General features: G+C 71.5%; 11 protein-coding genes, 2 tRNA genes and 1 pseudogene. 9 read left to right on the top strand and 5 right to left on the bottom strand.

All coding sequences use genetic code 11. The features are described 5' to 3' along the window. Window positions 1-27 precede the first annotated feature (27 nt). On the top strand, window positions 28-852 hold the full coding sequence (locus G9272_RS23030; protein ID WP_171398320.1) for a maleylpyruvate isomerase family mycothiol-dependent enzyme: 825 nt from the start codon (window positions 28-30) through the stop codon (window positions 850-852). A gap of 77 nt (window positions 853-929) precedes the next feature. On the opposite strand, the gene G9272_RS23025 is transcribed toward G9272_RS23030, so the two are convergent. Then, window positions 930-1,832: a D-alanyl-D-alanine carboxypeptidase family protein gene (locus G9272_RS23025; protein WP_171398319.1), complete on the bottom strand. Its 903-nt coding sequence runs from the start codon at window positions 1,830-1,832 to the stop codon at window positions 930-932. 280 nt (window positions 1,833-2,112) lie between these two features. On the opposite strand from G9272_RS23025, the gene G9272_RS23020 reads away from it, so the two are divergent. From G9272_RS23020 to G9272_RS23000, 5 genes are all read left to right on the top strand, one after another. Further along, the gene (locus tag G9272_RS23020; protein WP_171398318.1) at window positions 2,113-2,784 is read left to right on the top strand and encodes a GntR family transcriptional regulator; all 672 of its coding nucleotides are present in this window, start codon (window positions 2,113-2,115) and stop codon (window positions 2,782-2,784) included. Window positions 2,785-2,846: 62 nt separating this feature from the next. Continuing rightward, complete coding sequence (locus tag G9272_RS23015; protein WP_437184378.1) at window positions 2,847-4,094, top strand: MFS transporter; 1,248 nt, start codon at window positions 2,847-2,849, stop codon at window positions 4,092-4,094. A 117-nt stretch (window positions 4,095-4,211) separates the two neighbouring features. Continuing rightward, a tRNA-Arg gene (locus tag G9272_RS23010) sits at window positions 4,212-4,284 on the top strand. 5 nt (window positions 4,285-4,289) lie between these two features. Beyond that, window positions 4,290-4,361: transfer RNA gene (locus tag G9272_RS23005), tRNA-Pro, on the top strand. Between the two features lie 3 nt (window positions 4,362-4,364). Then, entirely contained in the window at window positions 4,365-6,686 is a 2,322-nt protein-coding gene (locus G9272_RS23000) for a hypothetical protein (RefSeq protein ID WP_171398316.1), read from the top strand. 59 nt (window positions 6,687-6,745) lie between these two features. Here G9272_RS23000 and G9272_RS22995 read toward each other — a convergent pair whose 3' ends face one another. From G9272_RS22995 to pdhA, 3 genes are read right to left on the bottom strand one after another with little or no spacing between them, the layout of a single operon-like run. After that, the gene (locus tag G9272_RS22995) at window positions 6,746-8,290 is read right to left on the bottom strand and encodes a dihydrolipoamide acetyltransferase family protein (RefSeq protein ID WP_171398315.1); all 1,545 of its coding nucleotides are present in this window, start codon (window positions 8,288-8,290) and stop codon (window positions 6,746-6,748) included. Window positions 8,291-8,300: 10 nt separating this feature from the next. Next, window positions 8,301-9,293: an alpha-ketoacid dehydrogenase subunit beta gene (locus G9272_RS22990; protein ID WP_171398314.1), complete on the bottom strand. Its 993-nt coding sequence runs from the start codon at window positions 9,291-9,293 to the stop codon at window positions 8,301-8,303. A gap of 1 nt (window position 9,294) precedes the next feature. Further along, on the bottom strand, window positions 9,295-10,518 hold the full coding sequence (gene pdhA, locus G9272_RS22985) for a pyruvate dehydrogenase (acetyl-transferring) E1 component subunit alpha (protein ID WP_171398313.1): 1,224 nt from the start codon (window positions 10,516-10,518) through the stop codon (window positions 9,295-9,297). A 321-nt stretch (window positions 10,519-10,839) separates the two neighbouring features. Here pdhA and G9272_RS46415 point away from each other — a divergent pair. Continuing rightward, window positions 10,840-11,043: pseudogene (locus tag G9272_RS46415) on the top strand (hypothetical protein); the annotation flags it as partial. 58 nt (window positions 11,044-11,101) lie between these two features. Further along, on the top strand, window positions 11,102-12,355 hold the full coding sequence (locus G9272_RS22980; RefSeq protein WP_253267904.1) for a phosphotransferase: 1,254 nt from the start codon (window positions 11,102-11,104) through the stop codon (window positions 12,353-12,355). 75 nt (window positions 12,356-12,430) lie between these two features. Here the strand turns inward: G9272_RS22980 and G9272_RS22975 are convergent, their stop codons facing one another. Continuing rightward, window positions 12,431-13,945: a protein kinase domain-containing protein gene (locus tag G9272_RS22975; RefSeq protein ID WP_253267903.1), complete on the bottom strand. Its 1,515-nt coding sequence runs from the start codon at window positions 13,943-13,945 to the stop codon at window positions 12,431-12,433. Between the two features lie 412 nt (window positions 13,946-14,357). On the opposite strand from G9272_RS22975, the gene G9272_RS22970 reads away from it, so the two are divergent. Continuing rightward, window positions 14,358-15,992 carry a Stk1 family PASTA domain-containing Ser/Thr kinase gene (locus G9272_RS22970; RefSeq protein WP_171398312.1) on the top strand — a complete coding sequence of 545 codons (1,635 nt, stop codon included), beginning with the start codon at window positions 14,358-14,360 and terminating at the stop codon, window positions 15,990-15,992. Window positions 15,993-15,999 lie beyond the last annotated feature (7 nt).

The following is a 15,999-nucleotide window of genomic DNA, read 5'->3' as shown; positions in this document are numbered from 1 at the left end:
TACCGACCGCCGAGGGGTCCCGTTTCCGTGAGTCTGCATCCCACCCTCCAGCCCTACGCCGACGCCTGGACCCACTCCATCGAAGCGATATCCGAGCTGGTGCTGCCGCTGGTGGAGGCGGACTGGAACCGCCGGACGCCGTGCCCCGGCTGGTCGGTGCGCGACATCGTGTCGCACGTCATCGGGCTGGACTGCGAGATGTACGGCGACCCGCGCCCCATCCACACCCTGCCGCGCGACCTGTACCACGTCACCAACGACATCCAGCGCTACATGGAGATGCAGGTCGACGTCCGCCGCCACCACACGGCGCCGGAGATGACGTCCGAGCTGGAGTACACGGTCATCCGCCGCAACCGCCAGCTGCGCAACGAGACGCGCCAGCCCACCACGATGGTGCGCGGCCCGCTCGGCACCGAGCTCACGCTCGAGGAGTCCATGCGCAAGCACGCGTTCAACGTGTGGGCGCACGAGCAGGACCTGCGCGCCGCCCTCGGCCGTCCCGGCAACCTCGACTCGCCCGGCGCGCACATCGCCCGCGACGCGCTGCTCGCCGAACTCCCGGCGGTCGTCGCCGAGAAGGCCGACGCCCCGCGCAGCTCCGCGGTCGTCTTCGACGTGCACGGGCCGATCGAGTTCCTGCGCACCATCCGCGTCGACATCCAGGGCCGCGGCACCCTGGAGACGGCCCCGGCGCTCGGCCCGGCCGCCGCGTTCACCCTCGACTGGGAGACGTACGTGCGGCTGGCCTGCGGCCGGGTGACGGCGGAGGCGGTCGCCGACCGGGTGAAGGCGGAGGGCGATCCGGAGCTGACGGCGGCGATCCTGCGGAACTTCGCGGTCACCCGGTAGTCGGCGCGGACACGGACAACGGAACGGGCCCGCCGTGTGGATCACGGCGGGCCCGGTCGCGTATGCGGCCTGCGAGGTCAGCTGATCTTCGCGTAGCCGTAGTTGATGAGCTTCTTCACGTCGGCCGTGCGGTTCGCCGCGTCGGGGGATGTGAGGACAGTGCCCATCACGGACTCGCCGTTGAGCGTGGCGGCGAAGATGAGGCAGTACTTGGCCTGGGTACCGGAACCGGTCTTCACACCGAGCGTGCCGTTCCAGCCGAGCAGCGTGTTGGTGTTGGTCCAGGCGCTCATGGTGCGCGTGGCACCGGTCTTGGTGATGGTCTTCGCCGTGTACGACTTGGCCTTCACGACAGTCTTGAACGTCGAACTCTTCATCACACTGCGGGCGAGCTTCGTCAGGTCGCGCGGCGTCGAGTAGTTGGCGCCGTTGCTCAGGCCGTCGAACGAGTCGAAGTGCGTGTTGGTCATGCCCAGGGCCTTGGCCGTGGTGTTCATCTTGGAGATGAAGTTCTTGGTGCGGGCCGCGACCGTCGTGCCGGTACCGAACTTGTCGGCAAGGGCCATCGCCGCGTCACAACCGGACGGCAGCATCATCCCGTACAGCAGCTGACGGACGGTGAGCTTGTCACCGACGATCAGCTTGGCCGACGACGGATAGCCCTCGGCGACCATGTAGTCGCTGACGGCCTTCGAGATCGTGACCTTCGCGTCCAGGTTCAGGTTCGCCTGGGACAGCACGACCTTCGCGGTCATGACCTTGGTGGTGGAGGCAGTGAGCCGCCTCGTGTCAGCGGCCTTGCTGTAAAGGGTGGCTCCGGTCGCGCTGTTCATCAGGTATCCGCCCTTGGCGGTGATGGTCGGCGTCGTGACGGCTTGTGCGGGCGCCGCGGTGAGGGCTCCGGTCGCGAGCACTGCGCCGACGGTGACGGCGACGGATGCGGCCCTGCGGACTCGGATGCCCTTGGTGGCGGTTATCAACTGAAATACCCCGATTACGTCGAATGCCCCTGCGATGCGGCCAAGTTGAAGGGGAAAGAAGAAGGGGCCGCATGTGTGTGACACGTAAGTAGCACAGAAAGTTGTGCGCTTGCTGGGCCGAATTTCCGATTACTTGACCCGGCTCTTACCCGGCCCCCGCCCACCCCGCTTCCCGCACCCCTTCCCCCACCCCTCTCCGCGCCCCTCTCGGACGCCCCGCCACAGGTCCGCATTCTGGACCGGCCCCCCGTTGCGTACGTGTTGTATCTATCCTGTGGGCATGCCGTCCTCCGCCCCGCCCGCCCCCGCTCCCGTGAAGCAACCGCCCGCCGCCGACCGCGTGTACGCCCACATCAAGCAGGGCGTCCTGGACCGCCGCTACGAGGGCGGCGCCCTCCTCACCGAGGGCGAACTCGCCGAGGCCGTGGGCGTCTCGCGCACTCCGGTGCGGGAGGCGCTGCTGCGCCTTGAGGTGGAGGGGCTGATCAAGCTCTACCCGAAGAAGGGTGCCCTGGTCCTGCCGGTCTCCGCACAGGAGATCGCGGACGTGGTGGAGACCCGGCTCCTGGTGGAGGAGCACGCGGCGCGCAAGGCGGTCCCCGCGTCGGCCGCGCTGATCGAGCGGCTGGAAGAGCTGCTCGCGAAGCAGAAGGCGCAGGCCGCGGCGGGCGACCTGGCCGCGGCCGCCGTGACGGACCGCTGCTTCCACGCGGAGATCGTCCGCAGCGGCGGCAACGACATCCTGTCGAGGCTGTACGACCAGCTCCGCGACCGTCAGCTGCGGATGGGCGTCGCCGTGATGCACTCCCACCCCGACCGGATAGCCAAGACGCTGGGCGAGCACGAGGAGATCCTCCAGGCGCTGCGTTCCGGTGACGCCGAAGCCGCCGTCGAGATCGTGCACCGGCACGTGGGCTGGTTCTCGCACCTGGCCCGCGGGGAGGTCCGATGAGCGCCGGCTCCCCCAGCGTGAACTCCACCCTTCCGGGTGATCCACCGGGCGGACGGCGCGCGATGGCCGTCTGGGGGATCGGCGTCTCGGTCTACTTCGTCGCGGTCATCTTCCGCACCTCCCTCGGGGTGGCCGGCCTGGACGCCGCCGAGCGCTTCCAGGTCAACGCCTCGGCCCTGTCCACCTTCTCGATCCTCCAGCTCCTGGTCTACGCGGGCATGCAGATACCGGTGGGCCTGCTGGTCGACCGGCTCGGCACGAAGAAGGTGCTGACCATCGGCGTCGTGCTGTTCACGGCAGGCCAGCTCGGCTTCGCCTTCTCCCCGTCCTACGGCACGGCCCTCGCCTCTCGCGCGCTGCTCGGCTGCGGGGACGCGATGACGTTCATCAGCGTCCTGCGACTGGGGAGCAGGTGGTTCCCGGCGCGCCGCGGACCGATGGTCGCGCAGTTGGCGGGACTGGCGGGGATGGCCGGCAACCTGGTCTCGACCCTCGTCCTGGCCCGCCTCCTGCACGGCATCGGCTGGACGGCGGCCTTCGCGGGCAGCGCGGCGGCGGGAGTGGTCGTCCTGGTCCTCCTGCTGCTCTTCCTGAAGGACCACCCCGAGGGCCACGAGCCCGAGCCGTTCCCGCACCGGGGCGCGGCGTACGTCCGCCGCCAGATCGCCGCGTCCTGGCGCGAGCCGGGCACCCGCCTCGGCCTGTGGGTGCACTTCACCACGCAGTTCCCGGCGATGGTGTTCCTGCTCCTGTGGGGCCTGCCGTTCCTGGTGGAGGCGCAGGGCCTGTCACGGGCGACGGCCGGCGAACTCCTGACCCTGGTGGTGCTGAGCAACATGGTCGTGGGCCTGATCTACGGCCAGGTCGTCGCCCGCCACCACGAAGCTCGGCTGCCGCTGGCCCTGAGCACGGTCGGCGCGACCGCCCTGATGTGGGCGGCCACACTCGCCTACCCCGGCGACCGGGCGCCGATGTGGCTGCTCGTCGCGCTCTGCGCGGTCCTGGGCGCGTGCGGCCCCGCCTCCATGCTCGGCTTCGACTTCGCCCGCCCGGCCAACCCGCCCGAGCGCCAGGGAACGGCGTCCGGCATCACCAACATGGGTGGCTTCGTGGCGTCGATGACGACGCTCTTCGCGGTCGGCGTGCTGCTGGACGCGACCGGCGACGACTACACGATCGCCTTCTCCTGCGTCTTCGTCCTCCAGGCCCTCGGCGTCAGCCAGATCCTGCGGCTGCGCAGCCGGGCGGCTCGGCGCGAGCGGGAGCGGCTGGTGGCGAGCCGCGTGGAGACGGTGCACGTGCCGGCGTAGACGGCATGGACGGCTGGACGGCTGGACGGCTGGACGGCGTACGGGCTGTTCCGGGCTGCTCGGGGGGCGAAACACGGTTGTCCGGACGGCCGTTCGACGTCTACGGTCGGGCCTCATCGACGTGTAGCTCAGTAGCCAGAGCGCCGGGCTTCGGACCCGGAGGGCGCAGGGGCGGAACCTGCCACGTCGGCTCATCGACGTGTAGCTCAGCAGCAGAGCACCGGGCTCGGGACCCGGAGGGGGCGGGGGCGGCACCCGCCACGTCGGCTTATGAACGACGACGCTGACCAGCAGCACCTCGCAGAGGCCAACCCGGGCTACGCCTCCGGCCAACTGGCCAGGGCGCTCAGGACCGCGCTCACCCACGAAGACCCCGACACCCGCCGACGCGCCGGGGAACGCCAGCGCGCGTGGCGGTCCGTACTGGCGGGCATGGCGAACGGGCTGCTCACCATCGGCTCCCGCACACCCGTCCGGGATCTGCCCGCGTGGGTGACACCCGAGGTGATCCGGGGTGGCTTCGCCACCGGTGCGCCGAGCGCCGGCGGTCCCCTGACGGAGTACGAGGCCGAGGCCGCGTGCCGGGCCGGGGTGCCGCCGGACCGGCAGGCGCTGTTCGCGTACTGGCTGTCCGAGGACGGGCTGGCGCAGCTCTACGAACTCCTCGACGGCGGACGGTACGAGGTGACCGTCCCCGAGGAGGCCGCCCTGCTCACCGTGGCCTGGCTGGCCCGGGCCGGAGAGACGGACGCGGCGCTCGGACTCGTCGAGGAACTCGCCCCGTTCGCGGAGCGGCTGCGGTTCACGCCCCGCCCGTCCACCCGGCCCGCGCCCGACGCGGGCACGGTGCACCGGCGGACCGTCGCCGAGGCCGGCGAGAGCCTGGCGCGCCGGCGGACCAGCGAGGCGGTGGAGACGCAGCGGGAGGCGCTGGCCGTGTGGCAGCCGTTCGGCGACGAACTGCTCGCCCACTGGCTGGAGACCGCCGACGCCGGGCAGCCGGCCCGGGTGCTGACGCGCGCCCCCGACGCCGCCTGGCACGGGCGCGGCGCCGAACTGCTGTGCCGCTACCGCGACCTGGCCGGCCGTCACACCCACTGCACCAAGCACCTCAAGCCGAAGGAGAACCTGGGGATCCTGCGCGGGGCGCTGGAGGAGACCGTCGCCGGACGGGAACTGGACGCGCGCCGGCTCGGGCTACTGCGGCACGCCGTCACGTCCATGGTGCGGCGGCGCGGGCTGCCCGGGTCCACGGAGCTCACCGCGCTGCGCCGGGAGCAGGCCGCGCAGGCGGCGCTGCCCTCGCACCACGCGCTGGCCCAGCTGGTGCTGCGCCGGCTGTCCGGGCTGGACCAGCAGGCGGGCGTGGCCGACGTGGCGCCGCTCGTCGCCGCGGTCGGCGAGGAGGAGGCGCGGGAGACCGGACTGCCCGTGGGCGCGGTGATTCCGGCCGGCGTCCGACGGCCTGTCGAGGCCGCGCTGAGCGCGCCCCTGAGCACCCTCGTGGAACGCGGGGTCGTGCCCTCGGCCGAGGTGCTGGCCGAACTCGTACCGCGGCTCGTCGCCGCCACCACCGCGCAGGCCTACCCCGACCCGGCCCTGCGCACGCTGGCGGCCGCCCACCACCGGGCGTTCGCGGGCCGCCGTTCGCTGCTGCTGCTCAACCTCCAGCGGCAGGTACGGGCGGAGGAGCTGCCGTGGGTGCGGGCCGTGGCCGGGCAGCGCACGGACGGCGAGGCGGGCGCGGTGTCGGCCGTCGCGCTGCGGCAGCTCGGCGAGCTGGCCGTGCAGGCCTTCCCCGGCACGATCCTGCCCAACTCCCTGATCCGTGAGCTGTCCGTGCTGGCCCGCCAGGCCGAACTGGGCGCTCCCCTGGTCGAGGAGCTGGCCGCGGACATCTTCATGGGGACGTTCACCCCGAAGTTCCTCGCCGCGGCCCGGATCGCGGCGGAGCTGCTGGGCGGCGGCTCGCTCTACGAGCGCTACTACGCCATCGACTACCGGGCCGTCCGCAATCTGGCGATCGTCGAGGCCGGCGAGGCACTGACGAGGTCGTACGGGGCCAGAACCTCACCCGGGTTCGCGAAGCTGTGCGTCGCGCGGGCCGAGGCCGGCTCGTCCCGGTCGCGGCGCGGAGGCGGATCGGTGGCCGCGAACGGCAAGGTGATCGAGCAGGCGCAGATCCTCACCACGCACAACCTGGCCACCCTGGTCCACCGGGTCGGCATCGACCCGGCCGTGGGCTGGGCGGACCTGGCCCGCCGCTGCTTCGTCACCGTGTGCCGGCTGACCGGCCGCGTGCACGGCAACCCGCGCCCGCTGAGCACGATCAAGGACGTGGCCTACGCCTGGCGGCAGCTGGTGTTCCATCTGTCCCTGTGCACCCCCGGCGAGCGGGCACGCACGCTGGCCGGGCTGTCGGAGGAGCTGACCCGGCACCCCGGCCATGTGGCGGGGCGGCTGGCCCCCGCCCTGACCGGCCTGTACCAGGTCGCCGAGGGCGGCCGGGCCGACGAGGGCACCGGCCGACTGCTCCTCGGCTGGACCACGGACGGACACTGGCTGCGTCCGGACCCGGCCTCGGCGGGCTGAGGCCGCCGGGTCGTGGGCCGCGCTCCCTCGGGTGCGCGGCCCTGCCGACAGGGGCTCTCCTAGCCCCAGGTGATCAGCTTCTTGGGCTGCTCCAGGATCGCCGCCACATCCGCCAGCACCTTGGAGCCCAGCTCCCCGTCCACCAGCCGGTGGTCGAAGCTCAGCGCCAGCGTCGTCACCTGACGTGGCTTCACCTTGCCCTTGTGGACCCACGGCTGGAGCTTGATCGCGCCGATCGCGAGGATCGCGGACTCGCCGGGGTTGAGGATCGGCGTGCCGGTGTCGACGCCGAAGACGCCGACGTTGGTGATGGTCACCGTGCCGCCCTGCATGGCGGCCGGGGACGTCCGGCCCTCCCGCGCCGTCGAGACCAGCTCGCCCAGGGACTCCGCCAGCTGCGGGAGCGTCTTGGCGTGGGCGTCCTTGATGTTCGGGACCAGCAGACCCCTGGGGGTCGCGGCCGCGATGCCCAGGTTGACGTAGTGCTTGACCACGATCTCCTGCGCCGCCTCGTCCCAGGACGCGTTGATCTCCGGGTTGCGCTTGACGGCGACCAGCAGGGCCCTGGCGATCAGCAGGAGCGGGTTGACCCGCAGGCCCTGCATGTCCTTGTCCTGCTTGAGCTCCTCGACCAGCTTCAGCGTGCGCGTCACGTCGATCGTCACGAACTCCGTGACGTGCGGCGCGGTGAAGGCCGAACCGACCATCGCCGCAGCCGTCGCCTTGCGAACGCCCTTGACCGGGACACGGGTCTCACGAGCCGTGTCGTACGACGGCACGGGCACGGCCGCGGGGGTCGTGACCGGAGCCTGTGTCACCTGCGGCGCCGGCTCGGCCACCGGAGCGGCCTGGGTCGCCGGGGCGGCCGGGGCCACCGCCGCGTGGACGTCCTCGCGGGTGATGATGCCGTCCGGGCCGGACGGGACCACCGTGGCGAGATCGACGCCGAGGTCCTTGGCCAGCTTGCGCACCGGCGGCTTGGCCAGCGGGCGCTCCCGCACGGCGGGCGCGCCGCCGTGGCCGTTCAGCTCCGCCTGGATCGTGTCCGGGACCTGGGAGACCGCGGTCTCCGGGCCCTTGCGCGGACGGCGCTTGGTGGAGGACGCGGCCACCCCGTACCCGACGAGGACCGGCTGGCGGCCGGAGCCCACCGGCTTCGCCGCCTCAGCCTGCGGTGCTGCGGCCTGCGGTGCTGCGGCCTGCGGTGCTTCGGCCTGCGGTGCTTCGGCCTGTGCCGCCTCCGGCTTCTTCTCCGGTGCGGCCGGGGCCTGCGCGGGCGGCTGCACGGCCGCCTGCGCCGGTACCTCGGCGACCGGGGCGGCCACCGGGGCGTCGCCCGCTCCTCCCGACACGTCCACGGCAATGATCGACATGCCCACGTCGACCGTGGTGCCCTCGGGGAAGTGCAGCGCGCGGACCACCCCGTCGTAGGGGATGGGCAGTTCGACGGCGGCCTTGGCCGTCTCGACCTCGCACACCACCTGGCCGTCCGTCACCGTGTCGCCGGGCTGGACGTACCACTTGAGGATCTCTGCCTCGGTGAGCCCCTCGCCCACGTCGGGCATCTTGAACTCGCGTACGGACGCTTCCGTCATCGTCGTCACGACCCTCTCCTCAGTACGCCAGGGCACGGTCGACGGCGTCGAGCACCCGGTCCAGACCCGGCAGGTACTCCTCCTCCAGACGCGCCGGCGGGTACGGGGCGTGATAGCCGCCGACCCTGAGCACCGGGGCCTCCAGGTGGTAGAAGCAGCGCTCGGTGATCCGGGCCGCGATCTCCGCGCCCGAACCGAAGAACACCGGCGCCTCGTGGACGACGACCAGGCGGCGGGTCTTCTCGACCGACGCCTGGATCGCGTCGAAGTCCATGGGGGACACCGACCGCAGGTCCAGGACCTCCAGGTTCTTGCCCTCCTCGGCGGCCGCGGCGGCGACCTCCTGGCAGAGCTTCACCATCGGTCCGTAGGCGACGAGGGTCAGGTCCGTGCCCTCGCGGACGACCCGGGCCTTGTGCAGCGGGCCGGGGATCGCCTCGGGGTTGACCTCGCCCTTGTCCCAGTAGCGCCGCTTCGGCTCGAAGAAGATCACCGGGTCGTCGCTCTGGATGGCCTGCTGCATCATCCAGTACGCGTCGGACGCGTTGGACGGGGAGACGATCTTCAGGCCCGACACGTGCGCGAAGAGGGCTTCCGGCGACTCCGAGTGGTGCTCGACCGCGCCGATGCCACCGCCGTAGGGGATGCGGACGACGACCGGCAGCTTGACCTTGCCGAGCGAGCGCGCGTGCATCTTGGCGAGCTGCGTGACGATCTGGTCGTAGGCCGGGAACACGAAGCCGTCGAACTGGATCTCCACCACCGGGCGGTAGCCGCGCAGGGCCAGCCCGATCGCGGTGCCGACGATGCCGGACTCGGCGAGCGGGGTGTCGATGACGCGGCTCTCGCCGAAGTCCTTCTGAAGGCCGTCCGTCACCCGGAAGACGCCGCCGAGCTTGCCGACGTCCTCACCCATGATCAGGACCTTGGGGTCCGTCTCCAGAGCGCGGCGCAGCGACTCGTTGATCGCCTTGGCCAGGGCCAGGTTCTTGGACGTCACGGTCTCCGCCATCTCAGTTTCCCCCCGAACCCGCGGCGAAGCCGCTGTCAGATTCCGTCACGAACGATGCCTGGTAGGCCGCGAACTGGGCCCGCTCCTCGTCGACGAGCGCGTGTCCGTCCGCGTACACGTTCTCGAAGATGGCGAAACGGTCCGGGTCCGGCATGGCGCGGACCGCTTCGCGCACTCGCCTGCCCAACGCCTCGCTCTCCACCTCGAGTTCCGCGAAGAATCCCTCGTCCGTGTGGTTTGACGCCTCCAGGTGGCGGCGCAGGCGCAGGATCGGGTCCTTCGCCTCCCAGGCCTCGCGCTCCTCGTCGGCCCGGTACTTCGTCGGGTCGTCGGAGGTGGTGTGGGCGCCCATGCGGTACGTGTACGCCTCGACGAGGGTGGGGCCCTCGCCGTCGCGGGCCCGGTCCAGCGCCCACCTGGTGACCGCGAGGCAGGCCAGGACGTCGTTGCCGTCGACGCGGACGCCCGGGAAGCCGTAGCCCTGCGCGCGCTGGTAGAGCGGCACCCGGGTCTGCTTCTCGGTGGGCTCGGAGATCGCCCACTGGTTGTTCTGGCAGAAGAACACGACCGGCGCGTTGTAGACGGCGGAGAAGGTGAAGGACTCCGCCACATCGCCCTGGCTGCTCGCGCCGTCGCCGAAGTAGGCGATCACCGCGCTGTCCGCGCCGTCCTTGGCGACGCCCATGGCGTAGCCCGTGGCGTGCAGCGTCTGGGAGCCGATGACGATCGTGTAGAGGTGGAAGTTGTTGCCGTTGGGGTCCCAGCCGCCGTTGTTCACCCCCCGGAACATGCCGAGCAGGTTGGTCGGGTCGACCCCGCGGCACCAGGCGACGCCGTGCTCACGGTAGGTCGGGAAGACGTAGTCGTCGTCGCGCAGGGCCCGGCCGGAGCCGATCTGGGCGGCCTCCTGGCCGAGCAGCGAGGCCCACAGACCCAGCTCGCCCTGGCGCTGGAGGGCGGTGGCCTCCGCGTCGAAGCGGCGGGTGAGCACCATGTCTCGGTAGAGGCCGCGGAGCTCTTCGGGGGTGACACCGGCGACGTACTTGGCGTACTCGGCGTTCTTCGCGTTCTTGACCCGCTTGCCCTCCGGCGTCAGCAGTTGCACGAGCTCGGGCTCGGCGGACTTCCTGGCGGTGGTGCGGGTGGTGCGCTCGGTGCTGGTGGTGCCGGCCTTGCTTCCGGCGCTGCGTCGCGGCTTGCGCGCGGCAGTGCTCTCCACGGTCACGTGTGCTCCTCCGTCGGTCCGGCCCCCGGGGTTGCCGGGTGACCAGTGCGGCTCACCTGTTCCGGCACCCGTGCACGGGGTGGGTGTCACTCGGTCGGAACAGGCGTGACAGGTGCCCCGGCGAGCGCCCTGCGGTCATCACGTTACCCAGTGCTTCACATTTCTGTGAAACCCCTCTTGACCTGCGTTTTTGCTTGGATTTCCAAGTAAATCGGCAAAGTCGGGAGAGAGCCTGGTCACAGCCTTGCAGGAGGCCGGAGCAACGGCACGTTATCCCGGGCACCCAGTCCACGGGAAGACTCCGTATGTGAGACCGAGCGCGTGCGCGAAGAAGGAAAAATCACCGTTTTTCCACTCGCCGACCATGAGGTCGCCCGGCGCGGGGTCCGCGAGACACTGTCCGTGGAGAGCGATATCGAGGTGGCCGACGAGGCCGGCACGGCAGCCGACGCACGCTCCCGGGACGACTCCGGAGCGACCTGGAGCGACCTGAAGCGACCGCCTGTGACACCTGTTGACCTTAGGTGACTTTCTGTGACAACGCCCAGCTCACAGCGTCGGATCGTGCCCTAGCATCGGGCGCGTGCCGCGCTCCTGTGTACCACCCTCCGTGCTCCACGCGCCCCCTCTGGGCGCCCTCCTCCGCCGGTACGCCGCCGGCACCGCGCTCACCTGTGAGCCCGTCGACGAGGGGCTGCTGAACCGCGGCTACCGGCTGCGCACCACCCGAGGCCGCTACTTCCTCAAGCACCACTTCGACCCCGACACCGCCGACCCCGCCTCCATCGCCCGCCAGCACCGGGCCACCGAGCGCCTGGCGGACCTCGGCGTCCCGGTCGCTCCCCCGCTGCCCGGCCACGACGGACGCACGGTCGCCGTCGTCGGCGGCCATGCCTACGCCCTCCACCCGTGGATCGACGGCCGCCACCGCCACGGCGCCCAGCTCACCCCCGGCCAGTGCGGCCGCCTGGGAGCGCTGCTGGGAGTGGTGCACGCCAGCCTGGAACACGTGATGCGGGCGGCCCACGCCGAGCACCTGCCCCCAGGGCGCGGAGGTCACGTGCCCCGGGGGCTCGGGGTCAACGCGCCCCAGGCGCGCGACCCGGAACGCGACCCCGAGCATGCCCCTGAGCGCGCCCCTGCGCGCCGCACCACCCCGCCCGAGCGCCCCGCCCGCGCCACAGCCGCCGTTCCCGCCGAGCACACCAGCCCTGCCGAGCGCACCACGCACGTCGAGACCACCACGCACGTCGAGACCACCGTCCCCGCCCCGAGCCCCGACCCCGCCGACACCTTCGTCCTCATCGACGACCTTCTCGCGCGCGTGCGCCGCCACCGCCCCGCCGACTCCTTCGACGAACTCGCCCGTCACCGCCTCCTGGAACGGCGCACGCTGCTGGAACGGCACGCGGACCGGCGTCCCCCGCACAGCGGCCCGGTCGGCTGGGTGCACGGGGACTTCCACCCCTTCAACCTGCTCTACCGCGGGGACGCCCCGGCCGCCATCGTCGACTGGGACCGGCTGGGCGTGCAGCCCCGCGCCGAGGAGGCCGTCCGCGCCGCCGCGATCTTCTTCGTCCGTCCGGACGGCTCCCTCGACCTGCCGAAGGCGAGGGAGTACGCACGCGCGTACCGACGCGCGGCCGGTGCCACGCCCTCCGAACTCACGGCGGCCGTGCACCGGGTGTGGTGGGAGCGTCTCAACGACTTCTGGATGCTGCGCTGGCACTACGAGCGCGGCGACACCCGCGCGGACTCCCAGTTCCCGGCGGCCTCGGCCCTCGCCGTGTGGTGGACCCGCGAGTACGACGCGGTGTGCGGCGCGTTCGCGGACTGACCAGGGCTCCACGAACGCGACACGCGCGCGTGGAGCCCTGTGGCGGGCCCTACGCGCGCGTGAGACGTACTGCGGTCAGTTTCCGATGCTGCCGAGGGTGCCGCCCTCGGTGGCCGGGTCGCTCGGCTCCACATCCGTCGGATCGTCCGAGGGCTGCGTGTCCGTCGGATCGTCCGACGGCTGGGTCTCCGTCTCCTCGTCCGTCGGCTCGCTGCTGGCCGACTCGGAGGGGGAGTACGACGGCGAGTACGAGGGCGAGTACGACGGCGTCCAGTTCGAATCGGAGTTCGAACCGGAGTTGTCGTCCGAGGTGTCGTCCGTGGACGTGTCGGTCGCCTCGTCGCTCGGCGTCGCGGTGGAGGCGTCGTCCGTCGCGGACTGCGAGGTGGACGGCGACGGCGAGGTGTCGGTGTCGCCGCTGCCCTTGCCCTGGCCGTTCAGCGCGAGCGCGACGCCCGCGGCGATGGCGATCACCGCGAAGACGGCGAGGATCCACAGCTTGCCGCGGCCGCTGCCCTTGTTGCCGTGCCCCTCGAAACCGCCGTCGTCACCGCCGCCGTAGCCGGTGGGCAGGATCGGCTGCGGGATCTGCGACGTGCTGGAGCCGTCGGCGCCGTGCGCCAGCGCGGTCGTGCTCGCGAAGCCGCCGGCGGGTGTGCCGCGGCCGTCGTGCGCACCGACCGGGCCGGTGTTCCAGGTGCCGGTGTGGCCGCCCTGGTCGTACAGCATCTGGAGCCCGTACTGGACCAGACCGCGCATCTCCTCCGCCGTCTGGAACCGGTCGTCGGGGTCCTTGGCCAGGGACCGCATGACGAGACCGTCGAGTTCCGGCGGGCACACCCCGTCCGAGGTCTGCGACGGCGGCACCGGGATGTCCTGCACGTGCTGGTAGACCACCGACAGCGGCGTCTCGCCGGTGAACGGCGGCCGCAGCGCGAGGAGTTCGTACAGCAGGCAGCCCGTCGCGTACAGGTCGGAGCGGTAGTCGACGGCCTTGCCGAGCGCCTGCTCCGGGGAGAGGTACTGCGGGGTGCCCATGACCATGCCGGTCTGCGTCATCGTCGTGGACGCGCCGTGCAGGGCGCGCGCGATGCCGAAGTCCATCACCTTGACGGCGCCGTTGTGCGTGATGATCACGTTCGCCGGCTTGATGTCGCGGTGCACGATGCCGTGCTGGTGCGAGTAGGCGAGCGCCTCCAGCACGCCCGAGGTGATGATCAGGGCCTGCTCGGGGCCCGGCGCCTCGGCGTTGAGGAGCAGGTCGCGGATCGTGCGGCCCTCGACGATCTCCATCACGATGTACGGCACGCTCTGGCCGCCCACGAAGTCCTCGCCGGAGTCGTACACGGCGACGATCGCATGGTGGTTGAGGCCGGCCACCGACTGGGCCTCGCGCGTGAAGCGGGCCTTGGAAACGGGGTCCTCGGCGAGATCGGCGCGCAGCAGCTTGACCGCGACGGTGCGTCCGAGGCGTACGTCCTCGGCCGCGAACACCTCGGCCATGCCGCCTCGGCCGAGTCTGTGCGTGAGCCGGTATCGGCCGTCCCCGACCAGCCCGCCGTTGCCCCAGTTCTCCGGCGCATCTGACATACCGCCGCCAGTCGCCTCGGGGTCGGACGGGCCCTGAGCGCGCTGCTGTGCCATCAGTCCTCGCCGTCGTTTCTGCCCGCGGAACGCGCGGTGTTGTTACGGTCTCCGTCGGCCACGCTACAGCCTCCACGCAAGCCTCCGGCCCGGGGCGATCCCCGGAACATCGCCCGGGGCGGGCCCGGGCACCGGTCCGGGACGGACCGGCCATCAAATCTGTACTCCGTAGCGACGTGCAAATTCTGTGTACCGGCCGTACGGCACCTGTAACGCTTCCGCGACGCTTCTTTCTCGTAGGGTCACGGAACGGGCACCGAGCTTGACGTGTCAGTGCCCTACGGCAGACTTGGCCGGGAATAGCACTTTCGATCAACGACAGTCAACGGCGCCTGAGGGCCTACGGGGGACGCAGAAGATGAGCCAGGACGGCGCGCAGGGCCGGTACGCGGGGCGGGCGCTCGCCGCCGGCCGGTATCAGCTGCGCGACTTGCTCGGCGAGGGCGGCATGGCCTCGGTGCACCTCGCGTACGACGCCGTGCTCGACCGTCAGGTCGCGGTGAAGACCCTGCACACCGAACTCGGCCGCGAGCAGGCCTTCCGCGAGCGCTTCCGCCGCGAGGCCCAGGCCGTGGCCAAGCTCACGCACACCAACATCGTCTCCGTCTTCGACACCGGCGAGGACGACGTCGAGGGGCTGACGACGCCGTACATCGTCATGGAGTACATCGAGGGCCGCCCGCTCGGCTCCGTGCTCGACGAGGACGTACGGCAGCAGGGCGCGATGCCCGCCGACAAGGCGCTGAAGATCACCGCGGACGTGCTGGCGGCGCTGGAGATCAGCCACGAGATGGGGCTCGTCCACCGCGACATCAAGCCCGGCAACGTGATGATGACCAAGCGTGGCGTGGTCAAGGTGATGGACTTCGGCATCGCGCGCGCGATGCAGTCCGGGGTCACCTCGATGACACAGACCGGCATGGTCGTCGGCACCCCGCAGTACCTCTCGCCCGAACAGGCCCTGGGGCGTGCGGTGGACGCCCGGTCCGACCTGTACTCGGTCGGCATCATGCTGTTCCAACTGGTCACCGGGCGGCTGCCGTTCGAGGCCGATTCGCCGCTTGCGATCGCGTACGCGCACGTGCAGGAGGAGCCGGTGGCTCCTTCCTCGGTCAACCGGGCGCTGCCGCCGGCCGTCGACGCGCTGATCGCCCGCGCGCTGAAGAAGAACCCGAACGAGCGCTTTCCGACCGCTGTCGCCATGCGCGACGAGTGCCTGCGGGTCGCCGCCTCCTTCCACGCGGCCCCGCCGAGCATCGTCCCGGGCGCGCACACGTCGAGCGGCGCGGGCGTCGGTTCCGCGGTGTTCCCGCCGGTCGGCCAGAGCACCCCGCCGCCCCAGGCCGGCGTCCAGACGCCCTACCAGCCCGCCCCGACCCCGAACCCGTACGGCACGCCGACGCCGTCCGCCTCCTACGGCTACCCGCAGCAGGGCTACCAGACGCCCGCGCCGGCGTACGGCCACCAGCAGGCCCCGCACACCCCGCCCGCGTACAACCTGAGCCCGCAGCCGTCCACCGCGGTGTCCTCGGGCGGCGGTGGCCGCCGGAACAGCAAGGCGGTGCTCATCGGCTCGGCCGTCGTCGCCGTGGTGGCGGTCGGCGGCCTCATCGCCAGCCTCGCGGTGAGCGGAGGCGACGACGACGACGCCAAGGGCGGTACCACCAGCTCCTCGCCGTCGGCGACGAAGGCGGCGGACTACCGGGCACCGGACACCTCCAAGACGATCGAGTCGACGGAGTGCTCCGAGCCGCAGGAGTCGTACAACGACCCCGACAAGATCCGGGTGCCGAACTTCAAGTTCAAGTACATCGGCTCGGTCAAGGAGTGCTTCCAGGCCGCCGGCTGGCCGTACAAGATCACGAAGGTGGACGAGAACACCTACGGCGACGGGGCGGTCATGGACCAGTTCCCCTCCGCCGGGACGGACGTCGACCCGAAGGACATGCCCGAGATCGAGATCAAGGTCTCCACGGGCAACCCGGCGTCGTGACCGTCTG

The sequence above is a fragment of the Streptomyces asoensis genome (assembly GCF_013085465.1).
GTDB lineage: Bacteria > Actinomycetota > Actinomycetes > Streptomycetales > Streptomycetaceae > Streptomyces > Streptomyces cacaoi_A.
This window is presented reverse-complemented; position numbering and strand designations above follow the sequence as displayed.

Coding starts and splice junctions, on each gene's coding strand:
- G9272_RS23020 (WP_171398318.1), top strand. CDS start 2,113: ATGCCGTCCTCCGCCCCGCCCGCCCCCGCTCCCGTGAAGCAACCGCCC.
- G9272_RS23015 (WP_437184378.1), top strand. CDS start 2,847: ATGGCCGTCTGGGGGATCGGCGTCTCGGTCTACTTCGTCGCGGTCATC.
- G9272_RS23000 (WP_171398316.1), top strand. CDS start 4,365: ATGAACGACGACGCTGACCAGCAGCACCTCGCAGAGGCCAACCCGGGC.
- G9272_RS22990 (WP_171398314.1), bottom strand. CDS start 9,293: ATGGCGGAGACCGTGACGTCCAAGAACCTGGCCCTGGCCAAGGCGATC.
- G9272_RS22975 (WP_253267903.1), bottom strand. CDS start 13,945: ATGTCAGATGCGCCGGAGAACTGGGGCAACGGCGGGCTGGTCGGGGAC.
- G9272_RS22970 (WP_171398312.1), top strand. CDS start 14,358: ATGAGCCAGGACGGCGCGCAGGGCCGGTACGCGGGGCGGGCGCTCGCC.